This is a genomic window from Bacillus sp. KNSH39, from assembly GCF_052656585.1.
The window spans coordinates 566143-582396 of the sequence record NZ_JBQXYO010000001.1 but is presented as its reverse complement, the minus strand read 5'-3'; the positions used below and the strand labels follow the sequence as shown (position 1 = coordinate 582396).

Sequence of the window (16254 nt, the reverse complement as noted above, 5' to 3'; positions counted from 1 at the left end):
CGTTTTATTTTTGTCATGTTTTTTAATTTAGGCAAAAATAAAAAAGAATTTCTCATTACAAAGAAATTCTTTTTCTTGAAAATGCCTCTTTCAACTTAATTTTTTAAAACGTTAATTCGTAATGGAAATAACGATTATCTCTCAAATAGCCATTTTCAGCGTATAATCGTTGTGCTGATAAATTATCAATCTCTGTTTGCAATTTTACACCTTTTGCTCCATTTTCTAATGCGTATTCTTTAGCAGCTTCTAATAATTTTTTACCTGTTCCGGCTCCACGCTTCGCCGCTTGTACAAATAAATCATTTAAAATCCATAATTCTTTCATTGAAATGGAAGAAAATGATGGATATAGTTGCGTGAATCCAATATATTCGTCGTCTTCAACTGCTACGAAAATAACAGACTCTTTTCTCTCAATTCGATTTCGTAAAAATACTTTTGCCCCTTCTAAATCAGAATCTTGTCTATAAAACATGCGATAGTTATTAAAAACTGATGCCAGTCCATCTAAATCTGCAATTGTTGCTTCATATATTCTCATTTTACTACATTCCCCTTCCAATACTGTCTCATTATATCCGTTGCCCATTTAGGCTGGTGTATTTCTTCTGTCGGCATAAACTCTTTCATTATTGGTTTTATATCCAATATAGGAGTGCCATCAATAGCATCTAATCCCTCACAATAATTGATTTACCTTCTCTTTTGATCACCTTTACAATTGTTACACCTATGCGATTCGGACGATTTTTCCCGCGCTGTGCAAAAATACCTACTTCAGGATAATCCTTATTATTTCTAGGATGTCTAGCAAAATACTGAATTTGCTCGTCAGTTACTTTATGAAAATAAAAAACAACTTCAATATGAGAAAAATCTTCAATCCCTTGTATACTTTTTTCTGCATACATTTCAGTTAAAGTTATACGTGATCTTACTTCTCCCCACTCATCATCTTTTATTTCCTTTCTTTCATTATGTACAAATGCGATTGGTTGAACTGAAAACATACGCATTCCCCCTCAAATGTAACCACTTACATTATAAAGTATTTTCTGAATGTTTTCCAGATATACGAATTAAGTTTACATAATATAATTATAATCTATTTATCTAAAGCTACCTTGACTGCTTCAATTGCATGTATATGGGTCGTATCAAATATCGGGACTGATACGTTTTCTTGCTTTATTAATAAACCTATTTCCGTACAACCTAATATAATTCCTTGTGCTCCTTCTTGTACTAATTCTTCTATAACCCTTTTATAATACTCTCTAGATTGAACTACTATTTTTCCTAAACATAATTCTGTATATATTACTTCGTTTACTTTTTCTCTATTTGTTCCTGATGGTACTATTACTTTTATATCATGCTCTTCAATACGTGACTTATAGAAATCTTGCTCCATTGTATATTTAGTTCCAAGCAGACCAACCTTTTGAATGTCTTTTCTTTTAATTTCTTTTGCAGTTGCATCAGCAATATGTAAGACTGGAATATCAATTTTTTCCTTTATTTTTTCAACTACCTTATGCATTGTATTTGTACAAATGATTATAAAGTCTGCTCCTCCCTTTTGTAATGAATATGCCGCATTCCCTAGAATTTCTCCAGCACCATCCCAATCTCCGCTAGACTGACATCGTTCAATCTCTTCAAAATCCACACTATTAATCAAACATTTTGCTGAATGTAGCCCTCCTAATCTCTCTTTTATTTCTTCATTAATAATTCGATAATATTCAGAAGTTGATTCCCAACTCATGCCACCTATAAGACCTATCGTTTTCATATAAACACCTACCTAAACTATTTTTATAAAACTAATAACAACGTTTTATTGTGTATATTATACATAATAAAACAAGACTTTAAGTTTGGAATATAAAGTCTTGTTTTAACGGAAATATGGAAATAATAAAGAATAATTCTACTTTCATTTCCAAGGAAATTTTTATAGAATATTCTGAAATTAATAATCTGATGTTTTTATAAATTCTTTATACTTATAATTAAAACACTCTCGATACAGCTCTTTGATTTCATCATATGATGGAACACGTGGGTTATTAGCTGGGCTACCACTTTCAATTGCATCTGATGCCATTTTAGAAATAGCATTTTCAAATTCAATTTCATCGATTCCGTATTCTTTTAAATTTGGAATACGAAGATCAAAGCAAAGTTTTTTTATTTCACCAAGTGTGTAGTCTGCTACTTCCTCATCAGAATTCGAATACAAATCCTTATTTAAACTACGTCCAATTTTTGCTAACCTTTTCATTGCACTTGTTTTTGTAAACTCTAACACTGTAGGTAATAGTATGGCATTTGATATTCCATGCGGTACATGAAATAATGCTCCCACTGGCCTTGACATTCCATGAACTAATGTAACTGATGCATTAGAAAATGCAATTCCAGCTTGTAAAGAAGCAATCATCATCGCTTCTCTTGCCTCCATATTACGTCCATCTTCATATGCTATACGTAAATATTTCATAATACTTTCAATAGCTGAAAGAGCAAGTACATCTGTAAGTGGTTGTGAAAATTTAGAAATATAAGCTTCAATCGCATGACATAACGCATCTATTCCTGTTGCTGCCGTAATTTGTGGGGGTAACGAACTTGTCAAAACTGGATCTATAATTGCTACTTTCGGTATAAAACTAGGATGCTTCATCATCATTTTTACATCTGTTTTTTTATTCGTAATTACTGCTACACTTGTAACTTCCGATCCAGTACCAGAAGTTGTTGGAATTGCAATAAGTGGTAGTGGATTGTTTTCTATTTTAATATCCTTTTGGACATAATCCTCAACTTCTCCACCATTTGTATATAAAACCGCTACCGCTTTCGCAGCATCAATACAACTTCCACCACCAATACCGATAATAAAATCGCACTTTTCCTCTTTACAAAGAGATAACGCTTCTAATACGTGTATATTTGTAGGCTCAGCATCCACTTTATTATATGTACTAACAGTAATACCTTTCTTATTTAGTTGTTGCATACACTTTTCAACATATCCTAATTTCTCCATAATTGTATCAGTAACTATAAAAGCTCTTTTCCCTAACTTTTTTGATTGTTCTCCCAGTTTTTCAAGCGAATTCCTTCCATATAATACCGACTTTGGCATACGAAACTCAGAAACCTCTTGCAAGTCCCCCACCCCTTCTTATCCTAATTAATATTTTATAACATAAATTATCGATTTGATGAATCTTTACGATTCAAATTTTTTAATAGAGTCCTGTTAAAGTATAGAATGCGATAACTAAAAATACAGCAACCGTTTTCAAAATTGTAATAGCAAATATATCTTTATATGACTGTTTATGTGTTAATCCTGTTACTGTAAGAATAGTAATAATAGCCCCGTTATGTGGTAGTGTATCCATTCCTCCTGATGCCATTGATACGATACGGTGCATAACTTCTAATGGAATATCAAATTGATTGGCCGCTGCAATAAATTTATCTCCCATTGCACTTAATACTATTCCCATTCCTCCTGATGCCGAGCCTGTAATTCCAGCTAAAATATTCGTCGTTACTGCACCATTCACTAACGGATTTGTGAAAGTAGCAGAGATGCCATCTCTCATAATTGCGAAACCTGGAAGTGCTGCAATGACACCACCGAATCCAAACTCAGCTCCTGTATTCATCGTTGCAAGTAGCGCTCCACCAATACTTGTATTCAATCCAGCTTGGAAACCTGTTACTACTCGCTTCCAATATAATAATAACGTTGTTAAGATCCCTATAATAAGTGCCAATTCTACAGACCAAATTCCTACTACTGCACTTAATTCTATTTTTCCAAATGTTTTCATACCAATTGCAGAAAAATCAAAACCGCCTGGATACCACTTCGGTATCATAATAGTAAACACTTTATTCATTACACCTACTAAAATAAGTGGTATAAATGCAATAAGTTGTTGTGCTCTTGTGATTTCAATGTTATTAGTTAATGGCATATTTTTTTGTTCTACTTGCAAAGATGCTGCCATTTCAGTATTTCCATCATTAAAACCAAAGTATCCTTCACCTGCCGCTTTTGCCTTCTTACGTCTACTCTCTAAATATAGTAAACCTACTGTAAGAACAAAAATTGCTCCTACAATCCCAAGTATCGGTGCAGCATAAATATCCGTTTTAAAAAATGTTGTAGGTATTACATTTTGAATTTGTGGTGATCCAGGTAACGCATCCATTGTAAACGTTACTGCTCCAAGAACAATCGTTCCAGGGATTAAACGCTTTGGAATATTAGCTTGTCGAAACAACTTAGCTGCGAACGGATAAACAGCAAACACTACTACATACACACTAACACCACTATACGTTAAAATAGCCCCCATTAATACAATCGCTAATATAGTACGTTTTTCACCAACTAACTCAATAATTGTTTTTGCGATAGAATCTGCAATTCCTGACATTTCCACTACTTTTCCAAATATTGCTCCTAATAAAAACACAGGAAAATATAATTTTATAAATCCAACCATTTTCTCCATAAAGATATTAGAAAAGAAAGGTAATACATAACTAGGTTCTGTCAAAAATACTGCAAATAATGCAAATATCGGTGCGAATAAAATAACAGAAAAACCTCTGTATGCTACGAACATAAGTAAACTTAGTGCTAATAATATAATAACTAACTCCAATTTTACCCCTCCATTAAACAGAATATTCTAAATTTTATTGATAAATTTCTACTAACCTTTTAATTCTGACATCCCTCCTCTTATTCATACAAATTTTTATGCTAAAAATGTCTAATTATAATTATTCGATTACATATGAAAAATCCCTTTAAACAGAAACGAATTCATCGTCATACGTTATAAAGGGATTGCTAGAATCTATATTTACTGCTGTATTAAATTTTTCTCTACACAAAAATGATACAGTTCTTCAACATCTTTCACTATGTAGGTCGCACTAACTTCAGTCAGTTCTTTTTCACAGCCATAGCCATATAAAACACCAATTGAAGCAATTCCATTCTGATTTGCACCTATTATATCGTGCTTTCTATCACCAATCATTATCATTTCTTCTTTATTTAGTTCTTCATTTTTTTGTAAAATATGAGCAATTATTTCTTCTTTTTTTATTCTCGTACCATCTAAATTACTTCCAATGATGTCTTCGAAATAATTCGTTAATTGAAAATGCTCTATAACTTGTTTCGCAAATACAGTGGGCTTTGAAGTTGCTACAAATATGCGATTCCCTGAACTTTTTAATTGTTGCAAGAGCTTCAGAATCCCCTCGTATACATTATTTTCAAACAATCCACGCTGCTTTAAATACTCACGGAAGTAAAAAACTGCACGTTCAACCTCTCCTTCACTCATATTATATCTCTCTACGAATGATTGCTGAATAGGAGGACCTATAAATGAATCTAACTCACTTATATGTACTTCTTCAATTCCTACTTTTTTTAACGCATACAAAACCGAATTTACAATTCCTTCTTTCGGATCCGTTAAAGTTCCATCTAAATCAAATAGAAATGTTTTATACATGTTTCATTCCTCCACTTAATTTGCTGTATAAATAACTGCTAACATCTCTTCCACTTCTCCCTATTATACTATCATTATCTATTTTTTCGAAAAATCAATTTCCATATGTCACATACTTTCAGTTACAAAATACGATAGATATGATAAAGTAAAAAAGTTACAATTATTTTAATAGAAACTGGTGAAACAAATGTCAATTACGTTAATTTTTATAATGGCTTTCACAATTGTAATCCACGCAGTTGAAACAAGCTCTTATAGTATTCGATTAGCGGGGGTTCGTTTAAAGAAGATTGCTGTCGCATTATCCGTCGTAGGAATCGTATTACTCATTTCAAGAACGTCAAACTTACTACAAGCCTTTTTACTTGGCGGGATTGTGGACGAAGCAAAACTAGATCCTTCTATTGATTTAGAGCATATTATACGTCTTGTACTATTATCTGCTTCTATCGGTACATTGCTTGCGATTATACTGTATCCAACTTTGACAAAACTATTTGGATATGTCATTCAAAACTTTGAAACAGACGGTTCTTTCATTCGAATGATGAAAACGAATAACATTCAAAAATTAAAGTACACAAAAAAATATGTCCGCTTTCCAAAGTTAGAAATGATTCATAGACTGCGTATCGGCGGTATTCCAAAGCGTATAATGCTTATTAACATGTTCGCTACTGCAATTTATACAGCGGGAGTTCTTTCCGCACTATATGCTTCTTTTTTAATTCCAGCTTTCGCAACAAAAGCCACTACAGCTTCTGGTCTTATTAATGGTTTTGCTACTATTTTATTAACAGTGCTACTAGATCCACGTATTGCTCTTTTAACAGAGCGAGCTCTTCAATCAGAAGAAGGTGCTGAAGCAATGAGTAAAATGTATGCTTGGCTAATGATTTCTAGACTTTTTGGTACATTACTTGCTCAACTGTTATTCATACCAGGTGCTTACTGGATTACATGGATTATAAAGCTTATGAATTAAATTTACTCTCTAAAAAAAAGCAGGTGAGATAACAAATGACTATACAAACAGAACAAGATATCATTCGCTTAATAGAAAACGACGAATGGATGATGAATGTATTACAAATGGCAAAATCACTAGAGCTACCTGATTGGTGGATTTGTGCCGGATTTGTTCGTTCTAAAATTTGGGATACTTTACATGACTATGAAGCTAAAACGGCTATGCCTGATGTTGATGTAATTTATTATGATAGTCTACATCAAGATGAGATATACGAACAATCATTAGAAACGAAATTAATGAATATTGATGCTACTATCCCTTGGTCTGTAAAAAATCAAGCTCGTATGCATATAGTGAATAATATGCCACCATATTCTTCTTCTGTTAATGCTATATCTAAATTCCCTGAAACAGCAACGGCTTTAGGAGTTACACTTGATGAACTAAACAACGTTATCTTAACAGCCCCATGTGGTATTGAAGATGTCCTTTCCTTACAAGTGAAACCAACAGCTCATTTTCTTAAATCGAAAGAACGATTACATATGTACAAAAACAGAGTTATAAAAAAGAATTGGCAAAGTAAGTGGCCTAGCATCACAATCACATATCCAGAAATTTAGAAAGGGTGCCTCTCATTTATAGAAGCACCCTTTTCTTCATTTCAAAAAATGTATGACTGTTTCTGCAAATCTATCTGCTTCCTCATAATGAGGTGAATGACCGCTCTCTTCAAATACGATATACTTGCCGTTTCGGGCATCTTTATTAAATGTTTTAATTTGTTCTTCACACGTTACTACATCATGTTTTCCTACTATTAATAACATTAGATTTTGTACATCTTTTATTTTTGATAATAATGATGTATGACATGCTCCCTCTAATTTTAATCTATCAAAGTGAATTTTGGAGCGATTTGAAAATATTTCCCACTCTTCATCACTGTATAAACTCTCATCTGTCCTATCTTCCTTATTATTGTAAATCTCCATTCTTTTTTCTTCTAATTCAGCGCTTAATCTTATATAAGCTTCTAACAACTCTTCTGAACTAGCATCGCTAGATGAATAAGCAAAGCATTCTTTTGCTATTTCTTCTTTTCCATACTTTTTTAATAAATGCCCTGTTTTTTGTAACAAAGCCCTACTTGTTAATGCAAAATTAAAAGTTGGTCCTTCAAATATTATTTTCTCTATTGAACTTGGATATATCGACGCATAAAGCAATGCTACATATCCACCGAAAGAGTGTCCAATTATAGACCACTTCTCAATTTGTAATACTTTTTTTAATTCCTCACAGTCTTCAATCAAATCATTTAATCCAAAAGCTTCGTCTTCAGTAATTTCTTCTGAGCGACAAACACCTCTTTGATCTATCATAATTACATATAGAGAATCTTTTAAACGTTCCGCTTGATGAAATGAAAAATCATAACAACTTTCTCCTGGTCCACCATGCAAGTATAAGACTGGCTTATTTTTAGGATTTCCATGTGTTTCAACGTATAGCTTTTTCCCTCTAATATTCATGTATTTCCCTGCTTCTATCAAATTTTCCTTTATGATCACCACCCCTTTTTTTACTGAATATTATAACATTTAATATTAAATAATTCCTATCACATTTAAGAAGACGATAATTATTGCAAGTGGTGCTACAAATCGAAGTAAAAATGCCCAACAAGTAAATACTTTCTTTCCATAATTTCCACCTACAAAAAACTCTGCTTCTAGTACCTTCTTCTCCATTTTGAATGAAACGAAAATACTAATAAATAGTGCTCCAAGTGGCATTAATATATTACTAGATAAGAAGTCTACTGCATCAAAAATATTCTTTCCGAAAATCGTAATATCACTCCATACTCCAAATGATAACGCTGATGGTATACCTACTAAGAAAATGCCGAAACCGATCAGCCATGATAATTTCGTTCTCTTTTCTTGTTCACCATTTGCTAATGCTGAAACAACAGTTTCTAGTAGAGAAAATGCTGATGTTAATGTCGCAAATGTAAATAGTGCAAGAAATACTGTTAAGAAAAATCCACCGAATGGGATTTGACTAAATACAGATGGTAATACGATAAATAGTAATCCAGGTCCTTCTGTTGGCTCCATTCCTAATGAAAATACGGCTGGAAAAATAGCAAGACCTGCAAATAATGAAACAAATAAATTTAATCCAACAATTGTTATTGCTGATTTTGGTAAACTTTCTTTTTTATTTAAATAGGAACTATACGTAACCATAATTGAAATCCCGATACTAATTGCAAAGAATGATTGCCCCATTGCGAACAAAATACTTTCCGAAGTAATCTTTGAGAAATCTGGTTGTAAGAAAAACTTCACACCTTTCATTGCATCATCAAGTGTTAACGAACGAATAATAAGAGCGACAAATAAAACGAACAATGCTGGCAACATATATTTACTTGCTTTTTCAATTCCGTTTTGTACACCCTTTGATACAACCCATATCGTAATGAACATAAAAGCGAAATGTCCCATAATAGCCCAAGCAGGATTCCCAATTGTTTCAGTAAATAATGTGCCGTAATTTTGTCCTGGCGTAATCAGTTGTCCAGTTATTCCTCTGAATAAATAAATTAATACCCATCCACCTACAACACTATAAAATGAAAGTAGTATAAAACACGTTCCAACACCAAGGCGTCCAATCCAATGCCATCCTGTATTTGGTGCGATGCTTTTAAATGCTCCAACTGCTTGTTTCTGCGTACTGCGTCCAATCATAAATTCAGCTATAAGTAGCGGTAGTCCAATTAAAACAGTAAATAATATAAATATTAAAAAGAACGCTCCTCCCCCACTCTTCCCAGCGATATAAGGGAACTTCCATATCGCACCAAGTCCAATTGCTGATCCGGCTGCCGCCATTATAAAACCTAATTTCGAAGTCCATTGCTCCGTCTGTTTCATCTCATTTTCCTCCTAATTAAATCTTTTTATATAAATAAATAAATTTTATAAACCTATTCAAATAAACCCTCCATTTCTTCTTCCATATAATAAAAAAATGGCCTAGCATCTCTATATAAAGAGACGCTAAGCCATTTACTTAACGCGGTACCACCCTTATTGATTCCATTATGAATCCACCTTAGTAGTAATCGTTTGATTACAAACCTAATATCGAAGGTTAACCGTTAAGATTTACTAAGAATGTAATTCCGTTCCACCTTACTGCTCCTAGGCGAGTTCAGGATGTCATTTGACTATGTCACACCAACCCATAGCTCTCTGTACAAATACATGACCTTACTACTCCTATTCAACACATTGTAATATTTAGAATATATTTTCTTTTGAAATTAATATGAAGTATATCGGTTATATTTGTAACTGTCAAGGAATATGTTAATTTTTTTCGAAAAGAATGTTCTGTTGTAATTTTGTACAATAGGGCGATGTTATTAATCATCTAGATCATCATACTCCATATCGTCTTCACCTTGGTCATCATCTTCATCTTCATTTTTAATAAATTCAAATTCCTTTTCCGCTATAATATTCCCGTTTTTCTTCTTAATATATATTTCTTCCTCATCTTCGTTTGTTTCTACCTCTATTTCATATACACCCTTATCATCCATACGTTCTACATCAATTTCCTCTACAACTCCATTTACCTTTTCAACTGCAATTTGCTTAGCTATTTCTGGACTAAACTCTTTACTTTCGTAACTTTTTTCTTCTCTCTCTTTATATCGTATTTCTTCATGTTCCATTGCATTTACACCATATGCTGTCCCTCCAGCAATGAAAAGCACCATCACGATTCCAATCCATAATTTCATTCCATGTTCCCCCTCTTCATTTCTTTCTTACTTACATACTAAAATGTTAAAATGAAAAAAAACTGTGAGAAACATTAAAATTTGATGAGAATCCGTTTATTTTTGTGATTATCCTTCGTCATCATCATCTTGATTATCATTGCCTTCTTCTTGATCATCGTCATCTTGTTGTTGAGATGGCTCCTTTTGCTGAATAGCGTTATTTACTGCTGTAGTTGATAAAATTTCTCCTGTTATTGTATGTACTCTTACATCAACAGTTTCAGTTTGTTTTTTTATAATAATTTGGTAAGTAGCCGTACCATTTATATCAATTATACTTACCTTCTCAATAAATCCACCTTGTATTTTTTGTAACGCAACTTCTTTCGCCTGTTCTTCTGTTATAACTTTTGGTATTTGTGAACTACCAATTAAAGCGCCTGTAGTTTCTTCAATTTCTACGATTACATTTTCACTTGCACTTTTCTCTATTTCTATTACATATATATTTTTTTCATTTTTTTGCTCAAGCCTAATTCCCTTTACATTCCCTGGCACTTGCTGCACTGCAATTTCTTTTGCCTGCTCTTCTGTAATTTTTGTCATCGGTTTTTCTGACAATTGAATTTTACCAGTTGTTTTTTCAATCTCAACTACCTTACTTTTCTTATCATTTGTTTCTACCGTAATTACGAACACTTCTATCTCATTTCTCTTTTCTAATATAGTATGTTTAATTACACCTTGTACTTCCTGTAGCGCCATTTCTTCTGCTTTCTCTTTCGTTATTGTATTACTTTTTAATGCTATTTCTTTTGCACGTTTTACCTCTCCATTTTTGGCATCTACTATTATTTCATATAAACCTTGTTCATTTGAAAGGTTTACCCTATAAAAATCTTGTTCCCCTTTATTTACTAATTTCATACTTTTAATTTTCCCAGGATACTGTTCAGATACAATACTTTGAATTTGCTTCTCAGATAATATTCTTTCTCCTTGCTTTGAAACAATACGTTGTGATACAAACGCTACACTTACAACCGCAAAGCAAACGAACAATGCAATTTTCCATTTCTTTTTCATTTATAAAGCTCCTATCCCTTTATAAAAAATGAGGTAAATTTACTGTAACTTTCGTCCATTTTCCTTCTTCACTTTCAAGTTGTATATCTCCTTCATGAGCATCAATAATTTGTTTGGCAATCGATAAACCTAAACCAGTACCCCCTGTTTCCCTGCTCCTCGCTTTATCAACTCGAAAGAAACGATCAAACACTTTCTGTATATCTTCCTTAGGAATTCCCATACCGTAATCTTGAATAGAAAAAAAGACTTTTTCTTTTTGTATTCCTACTATCATATCGATTGAATCTTTACTGTATTTCATTGCATTATCTAATAAAACTACTAATACTTGTTTTATTTTTTGTTCGTCAATATTTACAATAATCTTTTCTTCCTCTGTAATAACACGAAAATCTCGATTATATGTTTTTTCTAGTTGTTCCGCAGTCATCTTACATAATCGAACTAAATCTGATTCTTTCGTTTCCAACTTCCACTCTGCTCTACTGTTGGCAAGCAGTAACATTTGATTTGTCATGCCTTTCATTCTTACTGCTTCAGAGTATATCGCCTCTACAGATTCTTCTAAAACATCTTGTTTTTTCATTCCCCATCTTTTTAATAATTTCGCATAACTTTCAATAACTGTTAACGGTGTTCTTAATTCATGCGAAGCATCTGAAACGAACTGTTGTTGCTTTTCAAAGTTCTGATGTAATAAATCAATCATTTTATTAAATGTCGTTCCCATTATGTGCAATTCATCTTTTGATTTATTCTCAAGCGGTATTTTTTTGAATATCCCTCTATCTTGTATATGCTCCATTGTTTGTATTAAAGAATTTACAGGTTTTAAAATGAGTTTACTTAACATTCTTCCCGCAAAAAAAGATGGAATTAAAACGAAAAGTGATGCAATAACTAATACATTTTTTAACATATTTAAATTCTCTTGCAAACTATCTAAACGTTCTGTCATTTCTAACGAAACGATTTTCCCATCATTCCAAATGATTGGCATTTTTATATAAGCAAATTCACCCTCGTTCTTCTCATAAATTCCAGCGGATTCTTTTCTTTCAAATTTCGTATTTAATGCCGGAATTGGTTTTGTACTATCTACTTCTTGCCTAATCATTACCTTTGAATTTTCATTAATAATTCTAATCATACCGTTTGAAGGTAAGTATGGTTGCAATAGACTTATTGCATCTACTTCTTTTGCTGAATCTGCGTTCATTCCATCAATGATATGTATTGCCTCACGTTTCAATCGTTCTAACTCTCCGTTCGTAGTCACTTTATAAAACAAAAAATATATTGAACTATTAATAATTAATAAAATAAGTAGTAACCATACTGTAGAGAATAAATATATTTTATTTTTAATTTTCATACATTACCCCTTTAAGACATACCCAACACCTCTAACAGTGTGAATAAGTGGTACGTCCACATTACAATCTACTTTTTTACGCAAATATCTAATATATACATCAACAACATTTGTATCGCCATAATAATCAAATCCCCAAACATTCGTTACAATTTGCTCACGGTTTAACACTTGATTTTCATGCTTCATTAAAAAGAGTAATAAATCAAATTCACGTGGTGTCAAGTCGACTAGATTATCCCCTCTTTTCACTTCTCTCGTTTTCTCATCTAAATATAAATCTGCAATTTGATAACTACTATTTTCCTCTTCTTTTACTACATTTGAAATTCTTAAACAAGCACGAATTCTCGCTAATAATTCTTCTATTTGAAAAGGCTTTGTGATATAGTCACTTGCTCCTTGATCTAAACCACTAACCTTGTCAACAACTGAGTCACGAGCAGTTAATAAAATAATAGGTATTACAGCATTTTTCAAACGTATTCTTCGAAGAACTTCTAACCCACTTATATTTGGAAGCATTACATCAAGTAATATTAAATCCCAGTTACCATTGCTGAACTTTTCCATTGCCTCTGTACCTGTTTTTGCAATTTCACTTTCATATCCTTCAAATTCTAATTCTAACTGCACGACACGAGCAATTTTTTCTTCATCCTCAACGATTAAAATCCTTTCTCCCATAAAAGCCTCCTATAATATATATTTGCACCATTTTAGTATAACAAGTAATACTTTCCTTCAAAAGAAAAAATACCCAATATATTTTATCCTTAATGAAAAAAATCAGGAATGAAATATATTCCTGATTTTTAAAGAGACAATCCAACCCATTGCCAATATGCATAGTAAAATATAACCATTACAAATATATAAATAACGCTTAAATAACTACTTAATTTTAATAAATCTTGTGGTTGAAAAGTTTCTCTATCACTTTCTTGAAATAATAGTAGTGCCTTAGAACTGACCGGAAAGGTTAAACAATAATTCATTCCAACAATACCTATAAATAAGACAGTTACTTCATTTAATTGTAGACTAGTTGCAAAGTATAGTAGTGGCGGAATAAAAATTACTGCTCTCGTAGTGTGAGATGTAATATATAAATGTGATGTTACGGAAAGAATAACAATTACTAGTAGCACAATGAAAATTGATTGATCATCAATAAATTTTGTTACAGAAAATAACTTCTGCATAATCCATTGCGCTGCACCACTTTCCATTAATGATTTTCCTAATGCAATTGCTGCTCCAACAAATAAAATTAAGTTCCAGGAGACACCTTTCAAACTTTCTTTCCACTTCATCACACCGACTTTTGGTAAAGTTAATAAAAAAACTCCGATTATAGTTACAGTAGCAATTTCCAAACCGTGTAACGACTCTGTTAACCAAAAAGTTACCATCGCTATTAAAATAGTTATTGTATATTTTTCATTTCTTGATAATTTAACCTGCACTTTTTTCGGCTGTAGTTTCGTCTTTACTTCTTCTTTATCTAAAAATAAAAATAATATTACGCGACAACATATAAAGCTCATTATGACTCCAAATGGTAATCCCCATATTAACCACTTTACGAACGTAATGTTTTTATTATTAAATTCCTTTAACATATCTAGCGCGATTAAATGTGAGCCTGCACCAATAATTGTAGAACTTGTTGAAACTAAAATAACAGTAGGCATTAAAATTGCTAATGCTTTCGTAATTCTTCTACTTCCAATTTCTTTAGATATAGCTTGAAAAACAGGTAATACAACCGCTGCGCGTCCCGATGTAGATGGAATAAAAAAGGCAAGTATTTGAATAATCATCGTTAAAATCCAGCATAAGCCTGATATATTACGAGCGCGATTTACAACAAAGTACGTCATTTTTTCAGCTAGACCGGTAATTTGAAGTGCTCTTCCTAAAATAAACGAACCGATCATAAGCCAAATCACATCCGAAGCTAGCGAATCAAATAAAAGATCTTGCTTTGCTGTTCCTGAAATAATTAGAAATAATACAGAACCGAGTGCAATATAGGCCGAATTTATCGTTGTTGTTGTCCATAATATAATTGCACAGCAAAATCCAAACAAACTCCATTTCGCTTCCATCGTTAATGATGATGGAAGCAAAAGAACTATTTCTGCCATTAATATAAGCGCTACGGGAATAACCCAAGATGGCTTAGTTTTCGGATTATCAGTACTATTCACATGTAATTCCACTACATTTTTTTCAATCATGATACGTACCCACTTTTATTCAGCCGAGAAGCGATTTGATAACCGACTAACACTGTACGCATCGTACTCTCTGTACAATCACGAAGCCATTTCTCTGCATTTGAAAATGCATTTTCCAAAGAAGATGGCATTGGTAGTATACTTGTATATGCATCAATTCCGTAATCATAATTAATACGTGCTCCTTTACCGACTGTCCCTACTAACGCTATTACTGGTAACCCATATTTTTTTGCACATTTAGCCACCTCAGCTGGAATTTTTCCACGTGGTGTTTGAAAATCTATACTTCCTTCCGCGGTAAATACAAGATCACACTTTAACAATAGTTTATTTAAATCCATATACTTCATAATAATATCGTATCTCGGATGAAGTGTTGCCCCAATTAAAGCTTGTAGTCCAGCACCAAGACCGCCAGATGCACCACTTCCTGGTGTATGATGTACATCTATACCTATATCTTTTTTTATAATAGAAGCATAGCGCTCCAATGCTTTTTCTAGTTCTATTACTTGTTCTTCGTTAGCACCCTTTTGCGGACCAAACACTCTAGCTACTCCATGCTCACCGCATAATTGATTAAACCAATTACAAGCAACATCGATTTGAACATGCCTTAATCTAGGATCTACTTGTAATGTATCTATTTTCGAAACTTGTAATAAAGATGTTCCTCCTTGAATTTGCAATTCCTTTCCATCTCTATTTAAAAACTTTACACCTAATGCTTGAGCCATACCAGCTCCTCCATCAGATGTACCTGAATCACCACACCCTATTAATATACGATCTACCCCTTTATTTAAAGCTAATTCTATTAACTGTCCAACACCATGAGTAGTCGTTTTTCTTGGATCACGTAAATCTCTCGGTACAAGGCGTAGCCCAGCCGCTGCAGCCATTTCAATAACAGCTGTACGCTCACCATTTCTCGTTTCAAAAACACCAAAATAAGATTGTATCTCATCTCCAACAGGTCCCATTACTTGTACTTTATACATTTTTCCACCAGTAATATTTATAATTGTCTCTGTAAAACCTTCCCCACCATCAACCATTGGTAAAGTCTCTACAGTAGCAAGTGGCATAACTTTTAAAATCCCTTCTTTCATTACATCAGCAGCTTCCTTCGCCCCTAAACTTTCTTTAAATCCTGATGGTACAACTAAAATACGCATGTA

General features: G+C 32.8%; 15 protein-coding genes, 1 pseudogene and 1 other annotated feature. Of the genes and pseudogenes, 2 read left to right on the top strand and 14 right to left on the bottom strand.

Going from position 1 to position 16254, the window contains the following annotated elements:
- Nucleotides 1-103: 103 nt before the first annotated feature.
- From ACUL40_RS02955 to ACUL40_RS02930, 6 genes and pseudogenes are all read right to left on the bottom strand, one after another.
- Nucleotides 104-544, bottom strand: coding sequence for a GNAT family N-acetyltransferase (locus ACUL40_RS02955; protein WP_001223868.1), 441 nt, complete (start codon nucleotides 542-544; stop codon nucleotides 104-106).
- Nucleotides 541-1013: pseudogene (locus ACUL40_RS02950) on the bottom strand (SAM-dependent methyltransferase). Before ACUL40_RS02950 ends, ACUL40_RS02955 begins: the two are co-directional and overlap by 4 nt.
- Nucleotides 1014-1108: 95 nt before the next feature.
- Nucleotides 1109-1801: an aspartate/glutamate racemase family protein gene (locus ACUL40_RS02945; RefSeq protein ID WP_000848563.1), complete on the bottom strand. Its 693-nt coding sequence runs from the start codon at nucleotides 1799-1801 to the stop codon at nucleotides 1109-1111.
- A gap of 180 nt (nucleotides 1802-1981) precedes the next feature.
- Nucleotides 1982-3184: an iron-containing alcohol dehydrogenase gene (locus ACUL40_RS02940; protein ID WP_065211744.1), complete on the bottom strand. Its 1203-nt coding sequence runs from the start codon at nucleotides 3182-3184 to the stop codon at nucleotides 1982-1984.
- Between the two features lie 79 nt (nucleotides 3185-3263).
- Nucleotides 3264-4703, bottom strand: a complete 1440-nt coding sequence (locus tag ACUL40_RS02935) for a GntP family permease (RefSeq protein ID WP_445422963.1) — start codon at nucleotides 4701-4703, stop codon at nucleotides 3264-3266.
- Between the two features lie 204 nt (nucleotides 4704-4907).
- Nucleotides 4908-5573 carry an HAD family hydrolase gene (locus ACUL40_RS02930; RefSeq protein WP_000278485.1) on the bottom strand — a complete coding sequence of 222 codons (666 nt, stop codon included), beginning with the start codon at nucleotides 5571-5573 and terminating at the stop codon, nucleotides 4908-4910.
- A gap of 190 nt (nucleotides 5574-5763) precedes the next feature.
- On the opposite strand from ACUL40_RS02930, the gene ACUL40_RS02925 reads away from it, so the two are divergent.
- Together ACUL40_RS02925 and ACUL40_RS02920 are read left to right on the top strand one after the other, a co-directional pair.
- Nucleotides 5764-6561, top strand: coding sequence for a lipid II flippase Amj family protein (locus ACUL40_RS02925; protein WP_000028911.1), 798 nt, complete (start codon nucleotides 5764-5766; stop codon nucleotides 6559-6561).
- A gap of 35 nt (nucleotides 6562-6596) precedes the next feature.
- The gene (locus ACUL40_RS02920) at nucleotides 6597-7172 is read left to right on the top strand and encodes a nucleotidyltransferase family protein (protein ID WP_445422964.1); all 576 of its coding nucleotides are present in this window, start codon (nucleotides 6597-6599) and stop codon (nucleotides 7170-7172) included.
- A gap of 36 nt (nucleotides 7173-7208) precedes the next feature.
- Here the strand turns inward: ACUL40_RS02920 and ACUL40_RS02915 are convergent, their stop codons facing one another.
- From ACUL40_RS02915 to ACUL40_RS02880, 8 genes are all read right to left on the bottom strand, one after another.
- Nucleotides 7209-8084 (bottom strand): alpha/beta fold hydrolase, encoded by an 876-nt coding sequence (locus tag ACUL40_RS02915; protein ID WP_001026102.1) that lies wholly within the window; start codon nucleotides 8082-8084, stop codon nucleotides 7209-7211.
- Between the two features lie 75 nt (nucleotides 8085-8159).
- Complete coding sequence (locus ACUL40_RS02910; RefSeq protein ID WP_000814537.1) at nucleotides 8160-9500, bottom strand: sodium-dependent transporter; 1341 nt, start codon at nucleotides 9498-9500, stop codon at nucleotides 8160-8162.
- A gap of 116 nt (nucleotides 9501-9616) precedes the next feature.
- Nucleotides 9617-9865, bottom strand: a binding site (T-box leader).
- Nucleotides 9866-9994: 129 nt separating this feature from the next.
- On the bottom strand, nucleotides 9995-10378 hold the full coding sequence (locus ACUL40_RS02905; protein WP_000780494.1) for a PepSY domain-containing protein: 384 nt from the start codon (nucleotides 10376-10378) through the stop codon (nucleotides 9995-9997).
- Between the two features lie 108 nt (nucleotides 10379-10486).
- Nucleotides 10487-11446, bottom strand: a complete 960-nt coding sequence (locus tag ACUL40_RS02900; protein ID WP_000731146.1) for a PepSY domain-containing protein — start codon at nucleotides 11444-11446, stop codon at nucleotides 10487-10489.
- Between the two features lie 19 nt (nucleotides 11447-11465).
- Nucleotides 11466-12824: a sensor histidine kinase gene (locus ACUL40_RS02895; RefSeq protein WP_229175018.1), complete on the bottom strand. Its 1359-nt coding sequence runs from the start codon at nucleotides 12822-12824 to the stop codon at nucleotides 11466-11468.
- Nucleotides 12825-12827: 3 nt separating this feature from the next.
- Nucleotides 12828-13511, bottom strand: a complete 684-nt coding sequence (locus ACUL40_RS02890) for a response regulator transcription factor (protein WP_000504581.1) — start codon at nucleotides 13509-13511, stop codon at nucleotides 12828-12830.
- Between the two features lie 128 nt (nucleotides 13512-13639).
- Entirely contained in the window at nucleotides 13640-15070 is a 1431-nt protein-coding gene (locus tag ACUL40_RS02885; RefSeq protein ID WP_229175019.1) for an SLC13 family permease, read from the bottom strand.
- Entirely contained in the window at nucleotides 15067-16251 is a 1185-nt protein-coding gene (locus tag ACUL40_RS02880) for a glycerate kinase family protein (protein WP_061457143.1), read from the bottom strand. Before ACUL40_RS02880 ends, ACUL40_RS02885 begins: the two co-directional genes overlap by 4 nt.
- Between the last annotated feature and the right edge of the window lie 3 nt (nucleotides 16252-16254).

Excerpts from the sequence above, each read along its gene's own strand:
- ACUL40_RS02955 (WP_001223868.1), bottom strand. The coding sequence starts at position 544 with ATGAGAATATATGAAGCAACAATTGCAGATTTAGATGGACTGGCATCA.
- ACUL40_RS02945 (WP_000848563.1), bottom strand. The coding sequence starts at position 1,801 with ATGAAAACGATAGGTCTTATAGGTGGCATGAGTTGGGAATCAACTTCT.
- ACUL40_RS02930 (WP_000278485.1), bottom strand. The coding sequence starts at position 5,573 with ATGTATAAAACATTTCTATTTGATTTAGATGGAACTTTAACGGATCCG.
- ACUL40_RS02925 (WP_000028911.1), top strand. The coding sequence starts at position 5,764 with ATGTCAATTACGTTAATTTTTATAATGGCTTTCACAATTGTAATCCAC.
- ACUL40_RS02920 (WP_445422964.1), top strand. The coding sequence starts at position 6,597 with ATGACTATACAAACAGAACAAGATATCATTCGCTTAATAGAAAACGAC.
- ACUL40_RS02915 (WP_001026102.1), bottom strand. The coding sequence starts at position 8,084 with ATGAATATTAGAGGGAAAAAGCTATACGTTGAAACACATGGAAATCCT.
- ACUL40_RS02910 (WP_000814537.1), bottom strand. The coding sequence starts at position 9,500 with ATGAAACAGACGGAGCAATGGACTTCGAAATTAGGTTTTATAATGGCG.
- ACUL40_RS02905 (WP_000780494.1), bottom strand. The coding sequence starts at position 10,378 with ATGAAATTATGGATTGGAATCGTGATGGTGCTTTTCATTGCTGGAGGG.
- ACUL40_RS02900 (WP_000731146.1), bottom strand. The coding sequence starts at position 11,446 with ATGAAAAAGAAATGGAAAATTGCATTGTTCGTTTGCTTTGCGGTTGTA.
- ACUL40_RS02895 (WP_229175018.1), bottom strand. The coding sequence starts at position 12,824 with ATGAAAATTAAAAATAAAATATATTTATTCTCTACAGTATGGTTACTA.
- ACUL40_RS02890 (WP_000504581.1), bottom strand. The coding sequence starts at position 13,511 with ATGGGAGAAAGGATTTTAATCGTTGAGGATGAAGAAAAAATTGCTCGT.
- ACUL40_RS02885 (WP_229175019.1), bottom strand. The coding sequence starts at position 15,070 with ATGATTGAAAAAAATGTAGTGGAATTACATGTGAATAGTACTGATAAT.
- ACUL40_RS02880 (WP_061457143.1), bottom strand. The coding sequence starts at position 16,251 with ATGCGTATTTTAGTTGTACCATCAGGATTTAAAGAAAGTTTAGGGGCG.